This window comes from Cylindrospermopsis raciborskii Cr2010 (genome assembly GCF_003367075.2).
GTDB classification, from domain to species: Bacteria; Cyanobacteriota; Cyanobacteriia; order Cyanobacteriales; family Nostocaceae; genus Raphidiopsis; species Raphidiopsis raciborskii.
Genome location: NZ_CP065936.1, coordinates 3,339,905 through 3,361,199, shown reverse-complemented (window position 1 = coordinate 3,361,199; position 21,295 = coordinate 3,339,905). Strand labels below are relative to the sequence as shown.

Genomic DNA, 21,295 nt, shown 5'->3' with positions numbered 1-21,295 from the left:
AACCCGTGGTGTTGGGTTTCATACTTCAACCCAACCTACGTTCATCTTATATTTAATTCCACCCACCCACTTACCTTGACTGAATTTGCTTATTAGTAGCTATTGGGTAAGATTGTAGCTTTTGATGCCTTCATCTGATTATAAACTTGTCCTTTTTGATTGTGAGTAATTACATCAGCAACTACATAAGATTCGGTTTTGGATTTGATTTCACAAGTTACATAAAACGTTTCTCCAAAGGGAACGGGTGCAAATTGTTCAAAATTTTCAATTTCTGATGGTAAACAACCAACTTGATGAAAGTGTTGAGTCCAAATCCACAGAGAATGTATCTGCACATCTGCTATATAGGGGTTAAGAGTCTGTACTCTAAATTGTCCCTGTTGGTATAATGTGGGTTCGGGTAGTTCACATTTCATAGTCAGTTTACCGGGACTGATATTTAACACAGATTTTACCCCTTGAAAAGTATTACCATGAAATAAACTACCACCACCAGTTTGATATAGTAAGGAATTGCTCGCTAGGAATTGACCATCTTGGGTTAGGTTAAAAAGTTCATAGTTATCAGCTAAAGGAATTTGTCTTTTCAAAATTAGGTTGCTACTAAAATGATATCTGATTTTTCCATGGTTGGTAACACTACTAATTTTGCCCGCAAGCTGAATTTCTTGATTGTCAATTTTAGCAACTTCTTGAATTTCAAGAATATATTCATGGGGGGAATTTTGGTCAAAAACAATTCCTTTAAGGACTTTAAAGTTAGGACAGTGGAAAGTTTGGAAACCAGGATAGAGTTGTTCACAACTGCTAGATATCCAGGACAGTCCACAAGTTGCGGGAAGAACAGGATTACCCGCAATCACATGATCCTGTAAAAATGGGTTATAGTTTAACTTTAATTGACGGGTAATTTGATGGGTTTTTAGTTCACTAGACAAGGTAGAAGGAATATAGACTAAGGGACTACCAATTACTACTTGGGTCATAGTTGAATCACTATTTCTTAGTTGATCAACTAAGATACTACTACCCAGTTCTTGGGGAATGGTTTTAATTCCTCGTTGTGCAAATGCTGTCTGTAATTCTGGAGAAACCATACCACTATCCCAAGGACCCCAATTAATGGAAACTACATGACAATTAGGGTGTTTATGTTTAATTACATGAGCTGATTTGTTAAGAATTTCGTTGGCTATTGCATAGTCCGTCTGTCCAACATTACCATAAAATCCCACTACTGAAGAAAATAGGATTAAATATTCCAGTTGATTTGTTTCCACAATATTGAGTAGGTTTTGTAAACCCTGGACTTTGGCAGCATAAACTGTTTCAAAATCTTGAACCGTCTTTTTCTCAATTCTTTTATCTGCTAAGTTACCCGCACCATGAATGATTCCAGTAATAGTACCAAATTGGTCAATTATAGGTGTTAGCTTTTCTCTCAACATCATACCATCGGTGATATCAACACAGACATATTCTGCTTTTCCTCCTGCTTCAGTAATTGCTTTTAATGTATTGTGTATTTCTCTTTGGGAGGAAATAGTCTGATATTTTTTCTGCACCATTATGGGAGTGGGTTTTTCTCCCTTGGCGAGAAAATCTTCCATGATTTGCCGTTTCAGTTCATTTTCATCTTCATATCCTTCAGACCAAACAGGTTCAATTTCTGCACTAGAACGTCCTAAAAGAATAAACTTGCATTGGTATTCTTCAGCCAATTTGATTACACATTTGGCAGTAATTCCCTTAGCACCCCCACTAACTAAAAAAACCTGGTTTTTAGTAATATTTAATGAATCGGGAATGATGGATGATTTACCAGGTTCTGCTACTAAGGTAAACCTGTCTACTTTATTGTATCCTACCTCGGTAACTAATAAATTAGGATCTTGCAATTCAGCCAGAATATGTTTTACGGTTGTGTCCGCATCTAAATCAGGACTTAAATCCAGGGTACGACAAAATACTTCTGGCCATTCTTGATTTAAACTTTTAGTTAGTCCAAATAATCCTCCACTAATAGGACTAAAGTTGTGAGTTTTTGCCGTTCCTAATTCACCATCTAATCTCACAACTGCAAAAAAGCAAGCACGTTCTTTTTTAGCCAGTTGATTGAGATCTTCCTTCAGGTGTTTGGCAATTAAAAACACGTGCTGAACAATGGCTTTATCCATTCCCAAATTATTGTTGGAGTTAGGATGTAGATGAATAAAACCACCCACAGGACCAAACTTGGTGGTAAGTTCGGTCAAATGTTCTTGCAAAGTTTCTTCATGCCAATCGTTTAATCTGATTTGAGCAATCTCCTCCGATAGGTTTGACTCCAAGCATGGAAAGGTTAAAACAACAGTTTTACATCCTTTATCTGCGAGCTTAGCTACTAACCTATGGGTAACTTCTGAACCATCATTAGTAATTAAGACAAAGTGATTTTCTGGAATGGTTAAATCTAAACTGTCTGGTTGAGGAAGTGGTTTTAATTGCACTGGAAGGCGCAGGATTTTATCCCCTACTTCCGTGGTTGACATATCTGGTTTTTCTAATGGGGATAAATTCGACCTCTCCACAGTTTCAGCTTGATGGCGCATATACTCAGCAATTTCTCCCAGGGTCCGCAATTGTGCTAATTCTTCTGGGTTAGGTCTGGGTAGATCGGGGTAAAGTTCTAAAAGTCCTCCCAGAATTTCTACTCTTTTGATAGAGTCAATTCCTAAATCTGCTTCCATATCCATGGACAGGTCTAACATTTCTGCAGGATAACCTGTTTTATCACTCACAATAGTGAGCAAGATCTGACTTAAATTATCGGGAATGGTGATTGTTGGTTGATGGGATCTATCTAATGAATCTTCATGGGATAAAACCAAGAATTGTGGATGATTATCAAGTTCGGTAACAGGTGATGGGGTTTCTATGGTTGCTGTCTGTTCGTTGATTGCTTTTACAGGGATTTCTTGAGATAAGGGAGATTTTCCGCTCCCTACTGTCTCCTCTACGGGTTGATTTTCATACACCTGTGTAATTAAGTTGTTTATATACTCAGCAATTTGTTCCAGAGTTGCCAATTGCGCTAATTCTTCTGGGTTAGGTCTGGGTAGATCGGGGTAAAGTTCTAAAAGTCCTCCCAGAATTTCCACTCTTTTGATAGAGTCAATTCCTAAATCTGCTTCAATGTCCATTGACAAGTCCAACATTTCCACAGGATAACCCGTTTTATCACTGACAATATTGATCAGGGTGTCCCTCAGTTTTTCTTTATCAAGGTAGGTAGCTATGGGGAAACCAACTGTAATGTCAGGTAGATTATTCTGGGAATTATTTTCCGGTTCCAGAGGATAAATTAACTTTTGTGCTGGTGGGTCACTTTGTGCAACATGGGAAGATGGAAGATGAGGATACCCATTAGGAGATCCTACCTCGAACAAGCTATAGTGCTGCTCAAGTAATTGAAAGTAATTATTGGTATACTCCTGTTGATAATTGAGATATTTTTCATGAATACGAATAGTTTCAGCTTGATGGTCATGTAGTCGCATCATGCTACGTTCCGTACTAGAAATTGCTAACTGTTGTGTTTGGGCTTGATATTCATTAGTTTCTTCCTTAGCTAGGAACAAACACTGTTGCTGCATTAATTCGTAAAAGGTTTTATTGTACTCCATTTGATTTTGTAAAGACTGTTGATGTACCTGATTAATTTCACTTTGCTGTCGAGTAAATTCCGCTAATGATTGTTCTAAACTATCAAGAAGTCGATCATAGTTTTCCACGGGAATTTCCATCTTTGGTTCCACTATACTATGGTTTTTGACTTGAGAACTATTTTTTGAAGTGAGGATACTTGATGAGATTATTTCTGGATTTATCTGAGGATTTTTCTCCACTAATATTTTCTGTGGCTGAATTTGATAGTTATCTTCACTAACTGTTGACTTTTTGATAACTGGACCAGTTGCTAAAGCCTGGGCAAATGCTTTTTGTGATCTGTCATTGATATTGGTAGCATTCAATCTGATATTCAAAGTTTTTTGTTCATTTTTCTGGGAAGATGAAGAAATTTTAGCAGGAATCTGATAGGGATCTAAGTTTTTTAATGGTACACCAAAAACTCTCAATTTGGTAACAGCTTCCCGTAATAATAAATCACTATCCTGACGATAATTAGCATTTAATGCCACCGCAATATGAGGCTTGTCTATCAGGATTTCTTTAACTAAATTGGTAAGGACATTTTTCGGACCAACCTCAATAAAACAATTACCACCAGCCTGATATATATTCTCAATCTGCTGTTGAAATAACACCTGATTTAATAAATGTTCTTGGAGAATTTTTTGCATGGATGCAGGTTCATTAGGATATAATTTTCCTGTCACATTGCTATAAACCGGAATGCGAGGTGATTGAAAATTTACTTGTGCGATCGCATGGGCAAAGGGTTTTTGTGCATGGGAGACTAAGGGTGTGTGGAAAGCAGCGGAAACCCCTAATAAGAAACAGGAGAATCCCTTAGATTGCAGAACATTCTGTACTTGAGTAATTTCTGATTTATTCCCAGCTAGAACTATTTGCTGTTGGGAATTATAGTTAGCAATAGCAACTTGGGGAAAGTCTTTAATTAATTCCGTTACTTGGCTAATATTACCTTTTACTGCTAACATTCCTCCAGCATCCACTGCTGGGGGTGTGGACATTGCTTTTCCCCTAGCTTTGACCAGAAAGAAATAATCTTCTTCAGTTAATACACCTGCAGACCATAGAGCTGTTAACTCTCCAAAGCTATGTCCAGCAACAAAATCAACTTTCAATCCAGCTTGCTGCAATATTTTATATAATCCTGCACTTAATACTCCTATTGCTGGTTGTGCATATTCGGTTCTTTGCAGTTTTTCCAATTGTTCTTGTCGTTCCTGTGGAGTGAAAACTGGAGTGGGGAAGACCACTTGAGAAAGAGGTTCTAATCCCTCGCGGGAGAATAAATCATCCAGGTGAGAGTAGGTTTGTCGTAAACAAGGAAAGTTAATTACTAATTCTCTTCCCATTTCCAAATATTGGGAACCTTGTCCGGAAAATAAGGCCACTACTTTTCCGGTTGTTTCCATACCCTGTTGACGATAATAAATTCCTTTAGGATGTTCCCAGAACTCAACGGAAGGTTGATTTTTTAGCAAGTCAATAATGATAGCTAAATGGGCTATTGCTTGGCTTAAAGAGAGGATCGTGAATCCTACTCTAGCATGATCAGCAGGAATTATCAATTGTTCAGATTCGGCAATTATTCTTTGATAATGTTGTTCTTTATCTGTTGATTCCAACTGTTGATAAAGATGTTGACATTGGGATAATAATTCTGGTGTTGTGGGTGCGCTCAAGAAAATTGACTTAGCGCAATTATGTAATCTATATGATTGATGATGTTCCGATTCATATTCTTCCAAAACTACATGATAATTTGTACCTCCAAAACCAAAGGCGCTCACCCCAGCTCGTCTCGGTTGATTGCTAATCCATGGTCTAGTTTCCGTATTTAAATAAAAGGGAGAATTTTCAATATTCAGTTTGGGATGGGGTTGGGTAATGTTAATAGTTGGTGGTAACACCTTATGATGTAATGCCAAGGCGGTTTTAATTAAACTAGCAGCACCCGCAGCAGCTTTTGTGTGTCCAATTTGAGATTTAACCGTTCCTAAAGCTATGTGTTGTTTTAGAGAGTTATTATCACCAAACACCTGATTGATTGAAGTAAATTCCGTGGGGTCTCCTACCATAGTTCCCGTACCATGAGCTTCAATTAAACCCACAGTTTGGGGCGCAAAACCAGCATTTTCATAGGCCCGACGAATGGCTTTTACCTGTCCTTGGGAATGGGGAGCATAAATGCTTTTGTATTTACCATCACTGGAACTGCCAATACCCTTAACTACAGCATAAATGCGATCGCCATCTTTAACAGCATCTTCCAGACGTTTGAGTACCAACATTCCCACGCCCTCACCTAACATCATACCATCGGAATTCACATCGAATGGTCTAACTTTTTCACTGGGGGAAACTGCGGGAGTTTTACTAAAACACATATAGGCAAAAATGGAATTATCGGTATCAACCCCACCTGTAATCATCATATCAGCACGATGTGCAAGCAGTTCGCTGATTGCCATATTCAGTGCGCCCAGGGAACTGGCGCAAGCAGCATCAACTACACAATTAGTTCCGCCCAAATCAAGTCGGTTGGCAATTCTCCCGGAAATTACATTAGCCAACATTCCAGGGAACGCATTTTCCTCCCATTGTATGTAGGCACTTTTCAGTTTCTCAATTACTTTTTCAGTCTCATCATCAGAAAGTCCACAGTTTTTAAAAACTTTTTTCCAAACGGGATATTGTAATCGTGACCCCAAAGGTACTGCCAATTGTCTACCAATTGCCACACCTAATATTACCCCTGTGCGATCCCGATCAAACTGTTGAGACTCACCATAGCCAGCATCTTCCATAGCTGCTTTGGCGACGACTAAACCCAATAATTGAGAAATATCTGTCACTTCTAGAATATTTGGTGGTAAACCAAATTCCATAGGATTAAAATCAATATCGGGGATGAACCCACCTCTTTTACAGTAAGTTTTATCTGGTGCTTTAGGATTGGGATCATAATAGTCTTCCACGCTCCAACGGGAAGCAGGCACATCCGTAATGCAATCTATTTTATCCACTATTACCTGCCAATACTCCTGCAAGTTTTTTGACTGGGGAAATAGGGAAGCCATACCAATAATGGCAATTTGATTACTTTGATTACCACCATTATGATTTTGAGAATATTCCATGGTTTTTTTTCCTTTAATTAAGTTTAATAAATCCCGTTCACAATTGCTAACTTCATCCTGCAACTGTGCTAAATCTGACTCAAGTTTGGCGTGATTCATGGGGATATTTTGCTTTTTCAATTTACATGGGTTAAACTTACCCCAAACTTTAAAATCAAGTTTTTAGGATACAAGTAGTTCCTAATGTCAAGATAGATTATTTCTGAGTTTAATTTGGTAAAATGCTTTGCGGCCAAAGTGAGGATACATTCCAGAAACCCAAACAAAAAAATCCTATCCTCTTCCCTGTAACTTAGATAAATTAATTTGCCGCTGATTTATTCTGATATTAAACTTGCCAACAATATTTGACAACAGTTATGCAACTTAAATACAACTAAAAAAAGCAAAAGGGTTCTGACTCAAACTATAATTTTTGGATTAAGGTTTGGGATTGTGGAACAAAATAGTCAAGCGTTGCATCTATCTAAGGAAAGAGAATAATTTAAAATTTGTGATCAAACAAAGATCATCTAGATATTTGAGTAGTAAATAGTAATCAAAGTTAACTTGCCCACAAAACTTCACAAAATTAAGTATAGCATTTTGTTGCATAAGGCTTGAAATTGGACATTAATCAGTTTATTGTATTTGGTTGAATGATGTAAATGTAAATCCATCCCGTTGGTTTATCAGGTGGATAGATAGGGAACCAAGCGACCAGATAAATTCACACCAAATTGATCCCTAATCCAGGTTGCCAATTCGTCAGTTTATCCACCCTTAACTATGGAGGATTACAAATAAAAATCATGCAATTGTTGGTGTTTGTATATTGACAAATGCAAAATGCTAATTAAAATAAACTATAAGGGCTTGCTGGCATGAGACTATCTGAACTAGATCCACTCATACCGCTAAATGAGTTGAGAGAAGAACTGCTGAAATTACCAAAAGGCTACTCTTTTTACGAGGATGAATTGGTAGGATTTCTATCAAAACGTAGATGGCCTGACACGGAACGTCGAATTGATAGAACCACATTTTGGCGGTGGCGTAATGACAATGGAATTGAACATCAAAAGGTATTCAGTCGCTTGGATGTTCTCAAATTGTGTCAAATTTGTGATCACTATCGTGTTGACGGAACTCGCAATGAATACCTGGCAATTATGAAAAAGAAAAAGGAACTAATGCTCAACAAATAATTGGAACTGATTCAAATTCTAGGTGGATATAGCTAAGGAATAGATGAAAATACATCCTCCTAGCTATATCTTGAAACTCTATCTTGTTAAATAAAATTCACCATATCAATTGCAGTTATCAAAAGAATGCTATCTACCGCCGTATCATAAGTAGCTTGTCTCAAACCACAAGGTTAAAAGGTGCTCAATGGCCATTAAAAAACCTGATTTAAGGGATAGTAAACGGATAACTAAAGGCATAATTATGGTAGACAAAGAAAAGCATTTACTTGTCAATTTTAGAAGTTGGTTGTTAATTAGTTTAGCGACTACCACATTTATATCTACCCTACTCATATCTTTTCAAAGTATTTCAAATTTCCAGACTAAATCCCAATCCAAGGTGGCAATTCCTATTAATAGTCCCAGTCCAATAATTACTGGTGTTGCTGCTTTAGGAAGACTAGAACCCCAAGGGGAAATAATTCGGTTATCTGCTCCTAATTCCTTGGGAGGAGGTATAAGAATAGCAAAACTTCTAGTCAAAAAAGGCGATAAAATTCGCCAAGGTCAATTAATTGCCTTTTTAGACAGTTACAGTCCTAATCTTGCAGCTTTAGAAAAGGCTAACAGACAAGTAGAAGTAGCAAAAGCAAATCTAGAAAAAGTAGAAGCTGGAGCAAAACAGGGAGATATTTATGCCCAAAAAGCCACCATTGGGCGATTGGAAGCAGAATTGCGTGGTGAAACATCAGCACAAAAATCCATAATTGCTAGATTGCAAGCTGAATTAAATAATGCACAAAGAGAAAATCAGAGATATGAAGATTTATATGAAAATGGAGCAATTTCTGCTTCAAATGCAGAGAGTAAACGTCTAAGAAGAGACACTCTACAGCAACAAATAAATGAAGCAAAAGCAGCACTAAATAGAACTCAAGAAACTTTGCAAAAACAAATAAATGAAGCTCAAGCAAGACTCAACAGTATTGTAGAAATTCGTCCCACCGATATACAACTAGCAAAAGCAGATCTGGCGAGCGCAAAAGCTTCAGTTACCCAAGCTCAAGCAGAATTAGATTTAAGTATAATTCGTTCACCGATTGATGGACAAGTTTTAAAAATTAATGCTTGGCCAGGAGAAATAATTAGTAGTCAAGGTATTGCTGAATTAGGGAGAACCCAGCAAATGTATGTGGTAGCAGAAGTTTATGAAACTGATGTTAAAAAAGTAAAATTAGGACAATCTGTAGACATTACTGCTGATGCTTTTCCAGGGAAAATTCAAGGAACAGTTACAGATATTGGATTGCAAGTTAATCAGCAAAATATTTTTAATAATAGTCCTGGTGCTGATACAGACAACAAAATAGTTGATGTCAAAATTCGGATCAACAATCCTAAAGACAACCAAAGGGTTGCAGATTTAACTAACCTACAGGTTCAGGTATGGATCAACATGTAATAGTTAAAAGTTAGGAGTCAATTCACATAAAAACTTAAATTAAGAGGTCTTCAAAATGATCCTAAATATTCCTCTGGCTTGGCTACAACTGGCTAAACAAAAAGTTCGGTTTCTTGTAGCTCTAGCAGGAATTTCCTTTGTTGCTGTTTTAATGTTTATGCAAATTGGGTTTCAAGATGCACTGTATGCTAGTGCCACACAATTGCATAAGAATATCGAAGGAGATTTATTTTTGATTAGTGCTCAATATAAATCCTTAACTTCTAACCAAAGTTTTCCTCGCAGTCGTTTATATCAAACCCTGGGTTTTAAGGATGTAGAGTCAGTTGATCCCCTATATGTACAGTTTGCTAAGTTAAAAAATCCGGTAACTGGGCGGAAATATCCCATTTATGTGCTGGGATTTGATCCGGTTAAATCAATATTTAAGTTGCCAGAAATACAACAAGATTTTAAATTACTCCAAATACCAGATCAGGTATTTTTTGACCGTGCTGCTCGTCCTGAGTTTGGTCCAATTGCCCAACACTATAGCCAAAATAAACCTGTCAGCATGGAGATATTCAGTTATCTGGGGTTAATAGGTTATAAAGTTAGGGTAAGTGGTTTATTTAGTCTTGGTCCATCTTTTGGGGTTGATGGGAATTTAATTGTCAGCGATTCTACTTTCATGCGAGTTTTTCGAGAGCGCAATGCCAATCAAATAGATATAGGGTTAATTCATCTAAGACCTGGTGCTGATTCCCAAAGGGTATTAGGTGAACTATCAGCTAACTTACCCGAAGATGTGATGGTTATGAACCGTCATGACTTCATCGAATTTGAAAAAAATTATTGGACTTTAAGAACACCTATCGGTTTTGTATTTAACTTGATGGTAATTATGGGTTTTGTGGTTGGTGTCATAGTTGTTTACCAAATTCTTTATAGTAATATATCCAGCCATTTGATTGAATTTGCTACCCTCAAAGCCATGGGATTTAAAAACAAATATCTCCTCAGAGTTGTTTTTCAACAGGCTCTAATTTTAGCAGGTTTGGGATACATTCCTGGATTTGCTATCTCTTTAGGACTTTACGACATAGCCAAAAATGCTACCCAATTACCCATTGTCATGGATGGTGATAAAGCATTTATTGTATTTATCTCTGCTGTGGTTATGTGTTTAACTTCAGGTTTTTTCTCCACTAACAAACTACGAAAGTTAGATCCGGCTGATATTTTTTAAAAACATTAACATCTCTCACAGTTGTCTAAAGTTGTTTCCCAAGTCGGAGGAAATATGAAAAGTTCAAACCCCATCATAGAAATTGAGGGCTTAAATCAGTATTTTGGTAAACCCAAATTAAAGAACCAGATATTATTTGACATTAATTTAAGAATTGACGCTGGTGAAATTGTGATTATGACAGGTCCTTCCGGATCGGGAAAGACCACCCTACTAACCTTGATTGGTGGTTTACGTTCTGTTCAAGAAGGAAGTTTAAAATTTCTGGGAGAGGAATTATGTGGAGTTAGAAACGGGAAGTTAGTCCAAGTACGTCGTCAAATAGGTTATATTTTTCAAGGACATAATTTGTTAGACTTTTTAACAGCTAGAGAAAATGTACAAATGTCTTTGGAATTACAGACCCATATTCCTCAAGGTCAAGCTAGAATGCAATCCCAATCCATCCTTGAGTCCGTAAAATTAGGTAACAGGATTAATTATTATCCTGAGGATCTGTCGGGAGGACAAAAACAAAGAGTTGCTATTGCACGTGCTTTAGTTAGTCACCCTAAATTAGTTTTAGCAGACGAACCTACAGCAGCTTTAGATAGTAAATCCGGTCGAGATGTGGTCAATATCATGCAGGAATTAGCCAGAGAACAAAACTGTGCCATTTTAATTGTCACCCATGATAATCGTATTTTGGATATTGCCGATCGCATTATTCAAATGGAAGATGGTAAACTTACTCAGCTTGATAATTAGGTGTTGGAGGATTCAAGAGAGATTTCTCTAGCAGAGTTGAGATCTAAAAACAAGCTGGCCTGTGGTTGACGACGTAAGATTGAAGCTGGACATTTGGAAGAAATATCCCCATATAATACCTCTTTGACTATTTTGGCTTTGCGGGTTTCTGGTGCTAAACACATTATCTTTTTGGCTGTGCAAATCAGTGGAATTAAATATAAGATGAACGTAGGACAGGTTTCATAGTTCAACCCATCCTACAAGTAATTGTGCCTCCCTACTTATGCGATCGCACGAATGTCAAAGATATATAAAAATCAACTATGAATAAATGGTTCAACACAGCAGGTCCATGTAAATCAGATATTCACTACATGTTACCTCCTACGGAACGCCTTCCTAAAGTGCGTACTCTAATTGATAGACAAAATTACTTTGTTATTCATGCTCCTCGTCAGGTGGGTAAAACTACTGCTATGTTGGCCTTAGCCCAAGAATTAACCGAAGGTGGAAAATATACTGCTGTTATGCTTTCTGCTGAAGTAGGTGCTGCGTTCCCTCATGATCCTGTAGCAGCGCAGGTAGCTATTTTAACCGAATGGCAACAATCCATTTGTTTTCGTCTACCATCAGAACTACAACCCACCCGATGGCCTGCTGTTGATAACAGCTCACAATTAAGCATATTCTTAAGTAATTGGGCAGTAACCTCTCCTCGTCCCTTAGTGTTTTTTTTAGATGAAATCGATGCACTAAGCGATGAAACCTTAATTTCCATCCTCCGTCAACTGCGCTCAGGTTATCCTAACCGCCCTCAGGGATTTCCCCATTCTTTAGGTTTAATTGGTATGCGAGATATACGGGACTATAAAGTTAAATCCGGTGGGGGCGATCGCCTGAATACGGCAAGTCCTTTTAATATTAAGGTGGAGTCTTTAACTATGGGTAACTTCACTTTTACAGATGTAAAGACTCTTTATGAACAACATACAACAGCTACAGGACAGGTTTTCACACCAGAAGCTCTGGAATATTCCTTTTATTTAACCGATGGACAACCATGGTTGGTTAATGCTTTAGCTCGTCAAGCTACGGAAGATGTGGTGAAGGACATTAACCAACCCATTACCGTTGAAGTTATAGAAGAAGCCAAGGAAATTCTGATTCAGCGACAAGACACCCATTTGGATAGTCTTGCGGAAAGACTGCGGGAACCCAGAGTCAGAACTATTATAGAGCCAATTTTAGCTGGGGAGGAATTACCAGATGTTCCATCAGATGATATTCGCTACGTTCTGGATTTAGGACTTTGTCAGGATAAAAATGATCAGGGGTTAGAAATTGCCAATCCCATCTATCGGGAAGTTATTCCCAGAGTGCTAACATATACTACTCGTTCTTCCATAGGGGTGATAGAACCCAACTGGCTTAGTGATCAAGGCGAATTATTGCCTGATAAATTATTACAAGTATTTTTGGAATTTTGGCGACAACACGGAGAACCCTTACTGAAAAGCACCCCCTATCCAGAAATTGCTCCCCATTTAGTGCTAATGGCTTTTTTACACCGGGTGGTTAATGGTGGTGGTAGGTTAGAACGGGAATATGCTATTGGTTCGGGAAGAATGGATATTTGTTTACGTTATGGTAAAGTGGTAATGGGGATAGAACTGAAAGTTTGGCATCCAAAACGAAAAGACCCTCTCAGTCAAGGACTGAAACAATTGGATAAGTACCTTGCTGGACTAAACCTGGAAACTGGATGGCTAGTCATTTTCGATCGCCGTCCTAACCTACCTCCTATAGGCGATCGCACAACTACTCAAGAAGTAGTTAGTCCTGCTGGGAGGTGTATTACTGTCATTCGTGGTTAATTCGAGGAGTGAACAGACGTATTAACACCATAACTCCACCCCAGATATATACCTTTAATTGCCTGCTTAATATAATCTAATAGAATGTGATTATTCAGATTGTGACTGAATTTTAAGCGTAATATTCTGAGTAAACAGCGATAAATTAACAATGAACTCAAACGTAATATAAATATCCAGGATGGCATTTTATTATAGCCATGCTTTAAAGCGAAATAAGTCGTATTTTTTGCCAATGAGTACCAACAGGTCAGATGCTTTTGATCATAACGGTTATGGCTGGGTTGAGGATAATGATGTACAATTGTATCGCAGTAGTGAATTTCATAACCAGCTTGAATTAATCGTAAGCAAACATCAGTTTCATCCAAAAAATAGTCAAAAAACTCATCATAACCGTTGATTTTTTCCAGCAGTTCTTTACGGTAGGATGAATTTGTTCCCATCATTCCATTGTACCAAAAACCCTGGGATTGATTATGGTTGGGCACCTTTCCTAAACGAATGGGAATAGTATGACTCATAACATTAGTAATACCCTGATAATATTGCCAAGGAAGATCGGCTTTAGTCATATCTTTTACACTCCCACCGACTCCAGCACATTTATCGCCTTTTAAAGTATATGTAGTAAGTAACTTATCTAACCAATCTCTTTGGGGAATTGCGTCATCATCAATAAAAGCAACTATTTTGCCAGATGATTTTTGTGTGCCCATATTTCTAGAGACGCTGATGTTTTTGACAGAGGAGCGGAATATTTGAATGGGAAAATCCAAATCCATTTTCAGGTCATCCACCATTTTTCGGGTACTTTCATCATCAGAGGAGTCTATAATAATAACTTCAAAATATCGATAATTAATCTGATTTAACGACTTGAGAGTTTTTTCCAAAGAACAACAACGGTTGAGAGTGCAAATAACTATAGATACTAATTCTGGACTTGACATAATTATCCCTCATGACAGATTAACTATAAATAGTTGAAATTATCAACAACAATTTTTTTACCTTATTTACCCAAAAGGGGTGAAGTAGATTTGAGATAACCAGCTTATTAAAAGATTTGTCAGATTTTTTAAGCAAGTGAGTCATCCGTAGGTATATTTTTAAAAACCCATACACTACTCCGAGACTATCCAATATAATTTGGGTGAAACTAATTTGGGACATAACATAACCGTTACCAGTAAAGAAATAAAGCTTTCTAGACAGATGAAGATAATAAAAATTTGGTTTCCAGTAGCTGACAATTGCTAAGTCTACGGGTTTAGAAAAACAAGATATAAATGATAAATAAGCCCAAGCCCATAACTTATTATATTTGTTAGGTGGATACCAGAGAGTAAATTTTTGCTCTTGCTTAACATCTAAAAAATCGCAAATATGTTGATAGATAGAATCTTGTATTAATACCTGTCCATTATGAGGTAAAATTTCTCCTAAAGTAAAACTTGATAACAAATTGGGCATTTCACCTTGAATGAGGTTCAGGAAGTCCGTCATAGCTTGCAAATGAATTAATGCCCAAAAATGGCGTCCAGTTAAGGAATAATAAACCAACTTAGGAAATAATATTCTCAAGCGTCTTAATAAGAGATCTGGTCTGTGTTTGTGCCAACAATAGAGGAGATTGCGTTCATCATAATAACTAATCCAAGGACGCTGTTTAAAATCCGGTGAACAGTGCCAAATAATCGATGCGGGATGAGCAGCAATCACCCAACCAAATTGTTTAGCTCTCAAACACCATTCTACGTCATCAAAGTGTAAAAAATAGTTTTCAAAAACGCCTATTTGGTGAATAATTTCCCTTCTGAATAATAGTGAAGCAGCAGCACAAATATCTACAGTGAGATAATTCTTACTGTTTAAAATTTCTGCTGGAGATTGAACCGGTGAATTACCTAAATAGGTTTGCAAGTGAGCTTTGGGTTCGTGAATATAACTCCCTATTTCTTGAATAATATCTGGATTATCTAACTTCCTAATTTGAGATCCTACCAACCCCACTTCCGCATATCTGTTTAAAGTTTCCACTAAAGGGACTAAAGCATAAGGATCTAACCGTACATCATTATCAAGTAACCAAATGTATTGATAATCAAGGTTACTGACAAAATTCATCCCTTGAGAAAAACCACCAGAACCACCAAGGTTTTTTCCGGTTTGTAAAACTTTGATATGTGGATAATGGAGTTCAAGATAATTCTGGGTTCCATCCTGTGAAGCATTATCAACCACAAAAATATCCAAAGATATGTTCTGTAAATCTAGACTTTCTATGTCTTTAATTACCGCACAAACATCCTTACGTTTGTTCCATGTGACAATAATAGCAGCGACTTTAGTGATTTTCATAAATCATAGACTAAGGTAAGTTGGCGTTAAAAGACCAAACTATGTAAAGATAAATAGGATAAGTGGGTGAGTGGAATTAAACATGAACGTAGGTTGGGTTGAGGAACGAAACCCAACGCCCTCATGGGGATCCTACAAATAATTGTGCCTCCCTACTTAAATAACGGAATAAATTACAAATTTGCTCTTGATCATGTATTAAAATCTATAATTCCAATACCCATCCATTCTTCAGCAATATGACTAATTTCCCAAATAGAAGCTGAGTGACAATAGGATAATTTAAGATCATTCCAACATCGTCTTGTACCACCATCTAGGTAATCATATTCCGTAGCATTAATATCATGAAAAGCACAGAATTTAGCATGACGTCCCACATTCATAAAATCTCTTTTCATGCCATGATAGGAATGGTCTCCATCGATATAAACCAGATCAAATTTCTTGCCAATAAAGTCAGCAGATGTAGCAGGAATAGCTTTTTCTAGGGGTAAAATAGATGAAAAATATTGCCAATCTCTAAAGTTATCCTCTATATCAACACAGATATAATGAAAATCTTTGTTGAATTTAGACAACACAGCGCAGCATAAAACAGAGAATCCTCCATACATCACTCCCACTTCTAAAAATGATTGGGGTTGTTTTTGAATAGAGAAAATTAAAAAGTCAGCTAATTCTGTAGGAATTTGTAATGGTCCATAATCAGAAGCATTAAGATATTGTTGATAAGGAGCGTAAAGATTCCATCCTTGGTATGCACAACCATAATCTCTGATTTTATCTAATAAAAAACCTCGGTTGTTTACTTCTGTTTTATCAGCTAATAAAATAGAATTAATAACCATTCTACCCTTATTAAAATCATATTCAATTGCTTGTTTACGCATGATATCTATGAGAGTGGCACCATCCCATAAATTCTGGCTTTGTATTTGAGCGTTAATTCTAGTTTCCATGAGAGATTTTACCTGTAATAAGAGGATAATAAGAAAGTTGACTAATGCGGTTTTCAAAAACTGTGAGAGCAGCAGCAACCACCTGATCCATGTTGTAATATTGGTACTGTGCTAACCTACCAACAAAAGTTACTGATGCCAGTTTATCTGCAGCAGTTTTATATTGTTCAAATAAATCACGATTTTCTGGACGAGGTATGGGATAATATGGGTCTCCCTCCGATTGGGGATATTCATAATAAATGGTGGTTTTCGGGTGTTTTTGTCCCGTGATATGTTTAGATTCTACTATTCTTGTAAAGTCATAATCATTGGGATAATTGACAACAGCAACAGGTTGAAAATATTCAACATCGTGAGTTTCAAATTCAAAGCGTAAGGAACGATAGGGAAGTTGACCAAATTTGTAATCGAAAAACTGATCAATTGGTCCTGTATAAATTAAATGGTCAAATTTTAACCACTTTTCCACATCTTGAAAGCTTGTATTGAGCATAATCTTAATATTGGGATGTGCCAACATATTTTCAAACATTTTTGTATAACCATGTAGTGGCATTAACTGATATTTATCGCCAAAATAACGGTTATCTTTATTTGTTCTCACGGGGATACGAGCGCACACAGAAGCATCTAATTGGTGAGGCCATAAATTCCATTGTTTATAAGTATAGTTTTTAAAAAACTTCTCATATAAATCATTTCCGACCTTACTGATTACAGCTTGTTCTGAATTTTCAATTCTGTCATATTTTTGCTTAATTTGTTCATAAAAATCTGCAACTTCTTCATTATTAAGATTTAAACCATACATTTTGTTGATTGTATTTAAGTTAATAGGAATTGGATATAAATCACCATCAACTCTGGCTAAAACTTGATGTTGATAAACTCGCCATTGAGTAAATTGGGAAAGGTAATCAATGATTTTTTTACTATTGGTATGAAAAATATGCGCTCCATATTTATGAATTAATACCCCCGCATTATCATAACAATCAAAAGCATTACCACCAATATGATGACGAGTATCAATTACCAAAACTTTACGATCCAGCTGTGTAGCTATACAATTTGCTAGAGTGCAACCAGCAAAACCAGCTCCAACAATCAGAAAATCAAACATTCTGTCATACATAATTTATTCTCCATATTTAGATGACTGTGGGGCTATTTCTAGATAAGTTTCCCAGAAATTAGGACTGGTAAATTTAGTAAATGAGTCTATATATTGCCGTTTAGTTCTTTCTAGTTGAATCATCATTAATAATGCCAACCACAAAGCCGATATAAAAATTCTAAAAAATTCTCTCCGGCAAAATTTAACTATGAATCCTTCCTGTGTTGTTAAGTTGTAATATAAAACTTTTTTCACCCTAAAGGTATTTAAGGGTCTACCATTATTAGATGGCACAATACTATATCCCTTATCGCTCAATGTGTCATCCTCAAAAAATAACCAATCGGGTAAAAGATGACCATTAAGGGTTAAAAGTCTCCAAAACCTATGTAATTTACTTTCGGTCTTTTCTACACTTTCCCAATATTTTTTATACACAAAGCATAGGTCTGGATTTCTACTGGTTTTTTCCTCAGATTGACAGACTTGTTTATGCTTTTCTTCGGGATGGTTAGCAACTAAAGCATGGGGACCTTTGAGGAAATCTACGGTGGCTTTGATAATACTTTTTGCTGTTTCATATCTATAGCAAAATAGTTCCCTTAACAAGGGTTTTAAAAACCATTTGATTGCTTTTATTCTACTAAATTCTTGTTCAAAATATAGACTATGGTAAATCATACTATTTCGGAAATAGTAATATTCAATAGATGGATTTTTTTTATTTTCAAATGGTTCATGCCATACACTTATACCATTTAAAATGATGATTTTTTTACCAATTCTTCGACAAAATTCTACATCGTCTACCTTGATAAAAAATGGATATGGTAGTCCATGCTCTTTGATTATGTGAACCGGAAAACAAAAAAACCACCAACCACTGTAATCAATATACTCATCTACTTCATTGAACAAGGTATCTTTTAATTTCCTTAAGTCCATATTCTGCTTGACGGGTACAAAACCTTGACTTCTGTTCCAGTATGCTCCTTTTTCATGCTGTATATATTTCTTATCTAGTCTTAACATACTACTGCCAAGACAAATTTCTTTTGCATATTTTCCATGGCATAAACTCAAGAAAACCCAGACTCTGTTAAAAATTTCTGGGTGAAAGAGAATGTCATCATCCATCAGCAGAATATGAGAGAACTGATTTGAATTTTCAATTACTTCCAGCATTCCTCTGGCAAAACCACCACTCCCTCCTGCATTTTTATTAGGTATAAGGTGAATTTTTAGGTTATTATTGATATCTTTAATATCTTCTATATTTAATGTTCTACCATTATCAATGATCCATACTTCTAATTGATTTCTATATTGGGGATTTTCTGAGAGATGTGATCCTAATAATTGAATATTTTTCTGAATATACTTTTCTCTTTTGTAAGTACAAATTACCAGTGCTATTTTTACCTGTTGCTTGGGTTGCTCGGAAGTTGAAAAGTGACCGTGACTAATCTGACACATTTCTAGAGCCAGGATTTCTAAATATATCATTCCCGTATAGGATGATATATCCAGATTTTTAAAAACTAGGATTTCCTCCAATTCCTTGGTTGTGTTACTCTTGATTATTTTTTGTGCCAAGAGGGTTTTAGTTTCACCTAATCTGTCAATGTTATAAAGACTCACTTTGCCAGTACCTTGAAACTTTAAACTGACATTTATATCTACTAAACTAGTATATTCTCGCCAATTATCCACATAAAAACCATTAAAATATGTGTCTAAACTAACAAGATTACCCGGTTTTAACTCCAGGATTTGATGCTCATAGTTAAAGATTACCTGGTCATTATTCCTAAAAAATAATTCTTCAACTGTACAAATAGTAGTTGTGGGAAAAATAATATTTTGCAGATGATGGTTCTCTATTTTCTGGCGAGGAATCTGATGGAGAGAGGGCAATTCCAGTTGATTAACCATAAATTTTTTGTTCTTTATCTAAAGGATAAACACATCCTTGTGAATATCCTGTTTGTACTGTTATGGCAAATCAATAATCAAGATGCAAACCGAATAAACACTTAATTAAAAAGTCAATATTATGTATTAATCGTAATCTTTAACCATTTTTGACTCTAGTTTTCCATCATAGTGTTGAAGTACATTAATTCCCCAATTAAGTCTGTGGGGGAGACCGGGAATCAATTCCCGATCTAAAAGCGCAGTCTTATCGCAGGTCATTGTAGGTTGGGTTGAGGAACGAAACCCAACAAACCCACGGGATATATTGAGTTTTCTCTACCTAACCGGGGTGCTTGGCGATCTCCCATTAGGGAGTGCCAGATTCTGGCATTTTTCATTTATGCTTGACAAGTCGAAAGATTTTACAAAAATTATTAATTATTTTCTATAAACTACTTGCATGTCTGTTCAAATAGTTTTATAATTAGGAAAAAGTAAGGTGATCTCTATTTCTTGGCGGAAACCTCTGATCACCTTACACCCCAACATGGAGGCACATAAATTATGGCACACACCAGAAACTTTATCAGCAATGTTGATGACTCTAGGGTGGTTTCACAAGCTGGTCACCGGGAACCGCTAAAACACCTATTGATTGGCTCGAAAAAGGCGGTTATTAGTACGATTCACTATCTACACGTGCTTGGTTATGCCAATGCAACTGATTGGAGTGATCTCACGCCAACTGGTAACCCTGGGGAGGTTATGAGTATTCTGGTAAGACATATTGTGATTAATTAGTTTCCTCGCTAACTCGTGGGTCTTCCCATGAGTTACAATCCTCCTGTACCAGTTAAATAAGACTGAACAGCATGCTGTCCATCACCCATATATTTTATCTGTCCATGATCTAACCAAATTATTCTTTGACAAGAATGTTTAACAAACTCTAAATCATGGGAGACCACTAAAACTGTTGCATCCGCATTCCAAAATCTTTCAATCCGCTGTTGACATTTATGCTTAAATCTTTCATCTCCCACAGATAAGACTTCATCTAAAATTAAAATGTCTGGTTGTACATCCGTAGCAATAGCAAAACCCAACCTTGCTACCATCCCAGAGGACAATCCTTTAACGGGAACTAAAGCATAATCTTGCAATTCGGCAAATTCTAAAATTGAATATGCTCTTGCTTTCATCTCCGATCTAGAAAATCCTAATAATACTCCGTAAAGTACAATATTATCCATAACGGAAATATCAGGATCAAAACCCGCGCCTAATTCGATTAAAGGTGCTATTTTGCCATTGATACGTACCTTGCCCTGGGTGGGTCGCAAAATGCCACAAATGATTTTTAAAAGTGTTGATTTCCCAGAACCATTAGCACCAATAATTCCAATTTTCTCCCCTTGTTTTACAACTAAATTTATATTATCTAAAACTAATTTTTTCACGGGTTTACGATATTTACCTTCCACAATGGAAAGTAGGGTTCTTTTTAAATCGTAGGAAAACTCTTCTTGTGTTCTTCTCCACAGGGAAACTTGGTTAAGCTGAATTACTTCCATTACAATAAGTACATAAATTGATTTCACCTAGCTGGAAGATAAATCCACGCCAGGGATGAC

At 36.5% G+C, this 21,295-nt stretch carries 14 protein-coding genes and 1 pseudogene; 6 read left to right on the top strand and 9 right to left on the bottom strand.

Going from position 1 to position 21,295, the window contains the following annotated elements; genetic code table 11:
* Positions 1 to 92: 92 nt before the first annotated feature.
* Entirely contained in the window at positions 93 to 6,935 is a 6,843-nt protein-coding gene (locus C6N34_RS15190; RefSeq protein ID WP_115538148.1) for a type I polyketide synthase, read from the bottom strand.
* Positions 6,936 to 7,699: 764 nt separating this feature from the next.
* On the opposite strand from C6N34_RS15190, the gene C6N34_RS15185 reads away from it, so the two are divergent.
* The 4 genes from C6N34_RS15185 to C6N34_RS15170 all read left to right on the top strand — a co-directional run bounded on the left by C6N34_RS15185 (position 7,700) and on the right by C6N34_RS15170 (position 11,442).
* Positions 7,700 to 8,023, top strand: a complete 324-nt coding sequence (locus tag C6N34_RS15185; protein ID WP_006278292.1) for a hypothetical protein — start codon at positions 7,700 to 7,702, stop codon at positions 8,021 to 8,023.
* A gap of 244 nt (positions 8,024 to 8,267) precedes the next feature.
* Positions 8,268 to 9,467 carry an ABC exporter membrane fusion protein gene (locus tag C6N34_RS15180; protein WP_115538163.1) on the top strand — a complete coding sequence of 400 codons (1,200 nt, stop codon included), beginning with the start codon at positions 8,268 to 8,270 and terminating at the stop codon, positions 9,465 to 9,467.
* A 55-nt stretch (positions 9,468 to 9,522) separates the two neighbouring features.
* A complete protein-coding gene (gene devC, locus C6N34_RS15175; RefSeq protein WP_006278294.1) occupies positions 9,523 to 10,695 on the top strand; it encodes an ABC transporter permease DevC in 1,173 nt (390 codons plus the stop codon).
* Positions 10,696 to 10,749: 54 nt separating this feature from the next.
* On the top strand, positions 10,750 to 11,442 hold the full coding sequence (locus C6N34_RS15170) for a DevA family ABC transporter ATP-binding protein (RefSeq protein ID WP_057179004.1): 693 nt from the start codon (positions 10,750 to 10,752) through the stop codon (positions 11,440 to 11,442).
* Here the strand turns inward: C6N34_RS15170 and C6N34_RS15165 are convergent.
* A pseudogene (locus C6N34_RS15165) lies at positions 11,439 to 11,636 on the bottom strand (glucosamine-6-phosphate deaminase); the annotation flags it as partial. The gene C6N34_RS15170 and the pseudogene C6N34_RS15165 sit on opposite strands and share 4 nt — an antisense overlap.
* A 111-nt stretch (positions 11,637 to 11,747) precedes the next feature.
* Here C6N34_RS15165 and C6N34_RS15160 point away from each other — a divergent pair.
* Positions 11,748 to 13,298: a P-loop NTPase family protein gene (locus C6N34_RS15160; RefSeq protein ID WP_115538147.1), complete on the top strand. Its 1,551-nt coding sequence runs from the start codon at positions 11,748 to 11,750 to the stop codon at positions 13,296 to 13,298.
* Here C6N34_RS15160 and C6N34_RS15155 read toward each other — a convergent pair.
* From C6N34_RS15155 to C6N34_RS17045, 6 genes are all read right to left on the bottom strand, one after another.
* Positions 13,295 to 14,251, bottom strand: coding sequence for a glycosyltransferase family 2 protein (locus C6N34_RS15155; protein ID WP_057179002.1), 957 nt, complete (start codon positions 14,249 to 14,251; stop codon positions 13,295 to 13,297). The genes C6N34_RS15160 and C6N34_RS15155 overlap by 4 nt on opposite strands.
* 19 nt (positions 14,252 to 14,270) lie before the next feature.
* Positions 14,271 to 15,662 (bottom strand): glycosyltransferase family 2 protein, encoded by a 1,392-nt coding sequence (locus C6N34_RS15150; protein ID WP_115538146.1) that lies wholly within the window; start codon positions 15,660 to 15,662, stop codon positions 14,271 to 14,273.
* A gap of 191 nt (positions 15,663 to 15,853) precedes the next feature.
* A complete protein-coding gene (locus C6N34_RS15145) occupies positions 15,854 to 16,624 on the bottom strand; it encodes a class I SAM-dependent methyltransferase (RefSeq protein WP_115538145.1) in 771 nt (256 codons plus the stop codon).
* Positions 16,614 to 17,762: a UDP-galactopyranose mutase gene (gene glf, locus C6N34_RS15140; protein ID WP_057178999.1), complete on the bottom strand. Its 1,149-nt coding sequence runs from the start codon at positions 17,760 to 17,762 to the stop codon at positions 16,614 to 16,616. Before glf ends, C6N34_RS15145 begins: the two co-directional genes overlap by 11 nt.
* 3 nt (positions 17,763 to 17,765) lie before the next feature.
* Positions 17,766 to 19,679 (bottom strand): glycosyltransferase, encoded by a 1,914-nt coding sequence (locus C6N34_RS15135; protein ID WP_006278303.1) that lies wholly within the window; start codon positions 19,677 to 19,679, stop codon positions 17,766 to 17,768.
* Between the two features lie 257 nt (positions 19,680 to 19,936).
* Complete coding sequence (locus C6N34_RS17045; RefSeq protein ID WP_006278304.1) at positions 19,937 to 20,059, bottom strand: hypothetical protein; 123 nt, start codon at positions 20,057 to 20,059, stop codon at positions 19,937 to 19,939.
* Positions 20,060 to 20,225: 166 nt separating this feature from the next.
* Between C6N34_RS17045 and C6N34_RS15130 the strand changes: the two genes are divergently transcribed.
* On the top strand, positions 20,226 to 20,462 hold the full coding sequence (locus C6N34_RS15130; RefSeq protein WP_057178997.1) for a hypothetical protein: 237 nt from the start codon (positions 20,226 to 20,228) through the stop codon (positions 20,460 to 20,462).
* A 32-nt stretch (positions 20,463 to 20,494) separates the two neighbouring features.
* Here C6N34_RS15130 and C6N34_RS15125 read toward each other — a convergent pair whose 3' ends face one another.
* The gene (locus C6N34_RS15125) at positions 20,495 to 21,235 is read right to left on the bottom strand and encodes an ABC transporter ATP-binding protein (protein WP_115538144.1); all 741 of its coding nucleotides are present in this window, start codon (positions 21,233 to 21,235) and stop codon (positions 20,495 to 20,497) included.
* Between the last annotated feature and the right edge of the window lie 60 nt (positions 21,236 to 21,295).

Coding starts and splice junctions, on each gene's coding strand:
- C6N34_RS15135 (WP_006278303.1), bottom strand. CDS start 19,679: ATGGTTAATCAACTGGAATTGCCCTCTCTCCATCAGATTCCTCGCCAG.
- C6N34_RS15130 (WP_057178997.1), top strand. CDS start 20,226: ATGGCACACACCAGAAACTTTATCAGCAATGTTGATGACTCTAGGGTG.
- C6N34_RS15125 (WP_115538144.1), bottom strand. CDS start 21,235: ATGGAAGTAATTCAGCTTAACCAAGTTTCCCTGTGGAGAAGAACACAA.
- C6N34_RS15185 (WP_006278292.1), top strand. CDS start 7,700: ATGAGACTATCTGAACTAGATCCACTCATACCGCTAAATGAGTTGAGA.
- C6N34_RS15145 (WP_115538145.1), bottom strand. CDS start 16,624: ATGGAAACTAGAATTAACGCTCAAATACAAAGCCAGAATTTATGGGAT.
- C6N34_RS15150 (WP_115538146.1), bottom strand. CDS start 15,662: ATGAAAATCACTAAAGTCGCTGCTATTATTGTCACATGGAACAAACGT.
- C6N34_RS15190 (WP_115538148.1), bottom strand. CDS start 6,935: ATGAATCACGCCAAACTTGAGTCAGATTTAGCACAGTTGCAGGATGAA.
- C6N34_RS15180 (WP_115538163.1), top strand. CDS start 8,268: ATGGTAGACAAAGAAAAGCATTTACTTGTCAATTTTAGAAGTTGGTTG.
- C6N34_RS17045 (WP_006278304.1), bottom strand. CDS start 20,059: ATGAAAAATGCCAGAATCTGGCACTCCCTAATGGGAGATCGCCAAGCA.
- C6N34_RS15170 (WP_057179004.1), top strand. CDS start 10,750: ATGAAAAGTTCAAACCCCATCATAGAAATTGAGGGCTTAAATCAGTAT.
- C6N34_RS15155 (WP_057179002.1), bottom strand. CDS start 14,251: ATGTCAAGTCCAGAATTAGTATCTATAGTTATTTGCACTCTCAACCGT.
- glf (WP_057178999.1), bottom strand. CDS start 17,762: ATGTATGACAGAATGTTTGATTTTCTGATTGTTGGAGCTGGTTTTGCT.
- C6N34_RS15160 (WP_115538147.1), top strand. CDS start 11,748: ATGAATAAATGGTTCAACACAGCAGGTCCATGTAAATCAGATATTCAC.
- devC (WP_006278294.1), top strand. CDS start 9,523: ATGATCCTAAATATTCCTCTGGCTTGGCTACAACTGGCTAAACAAAAA.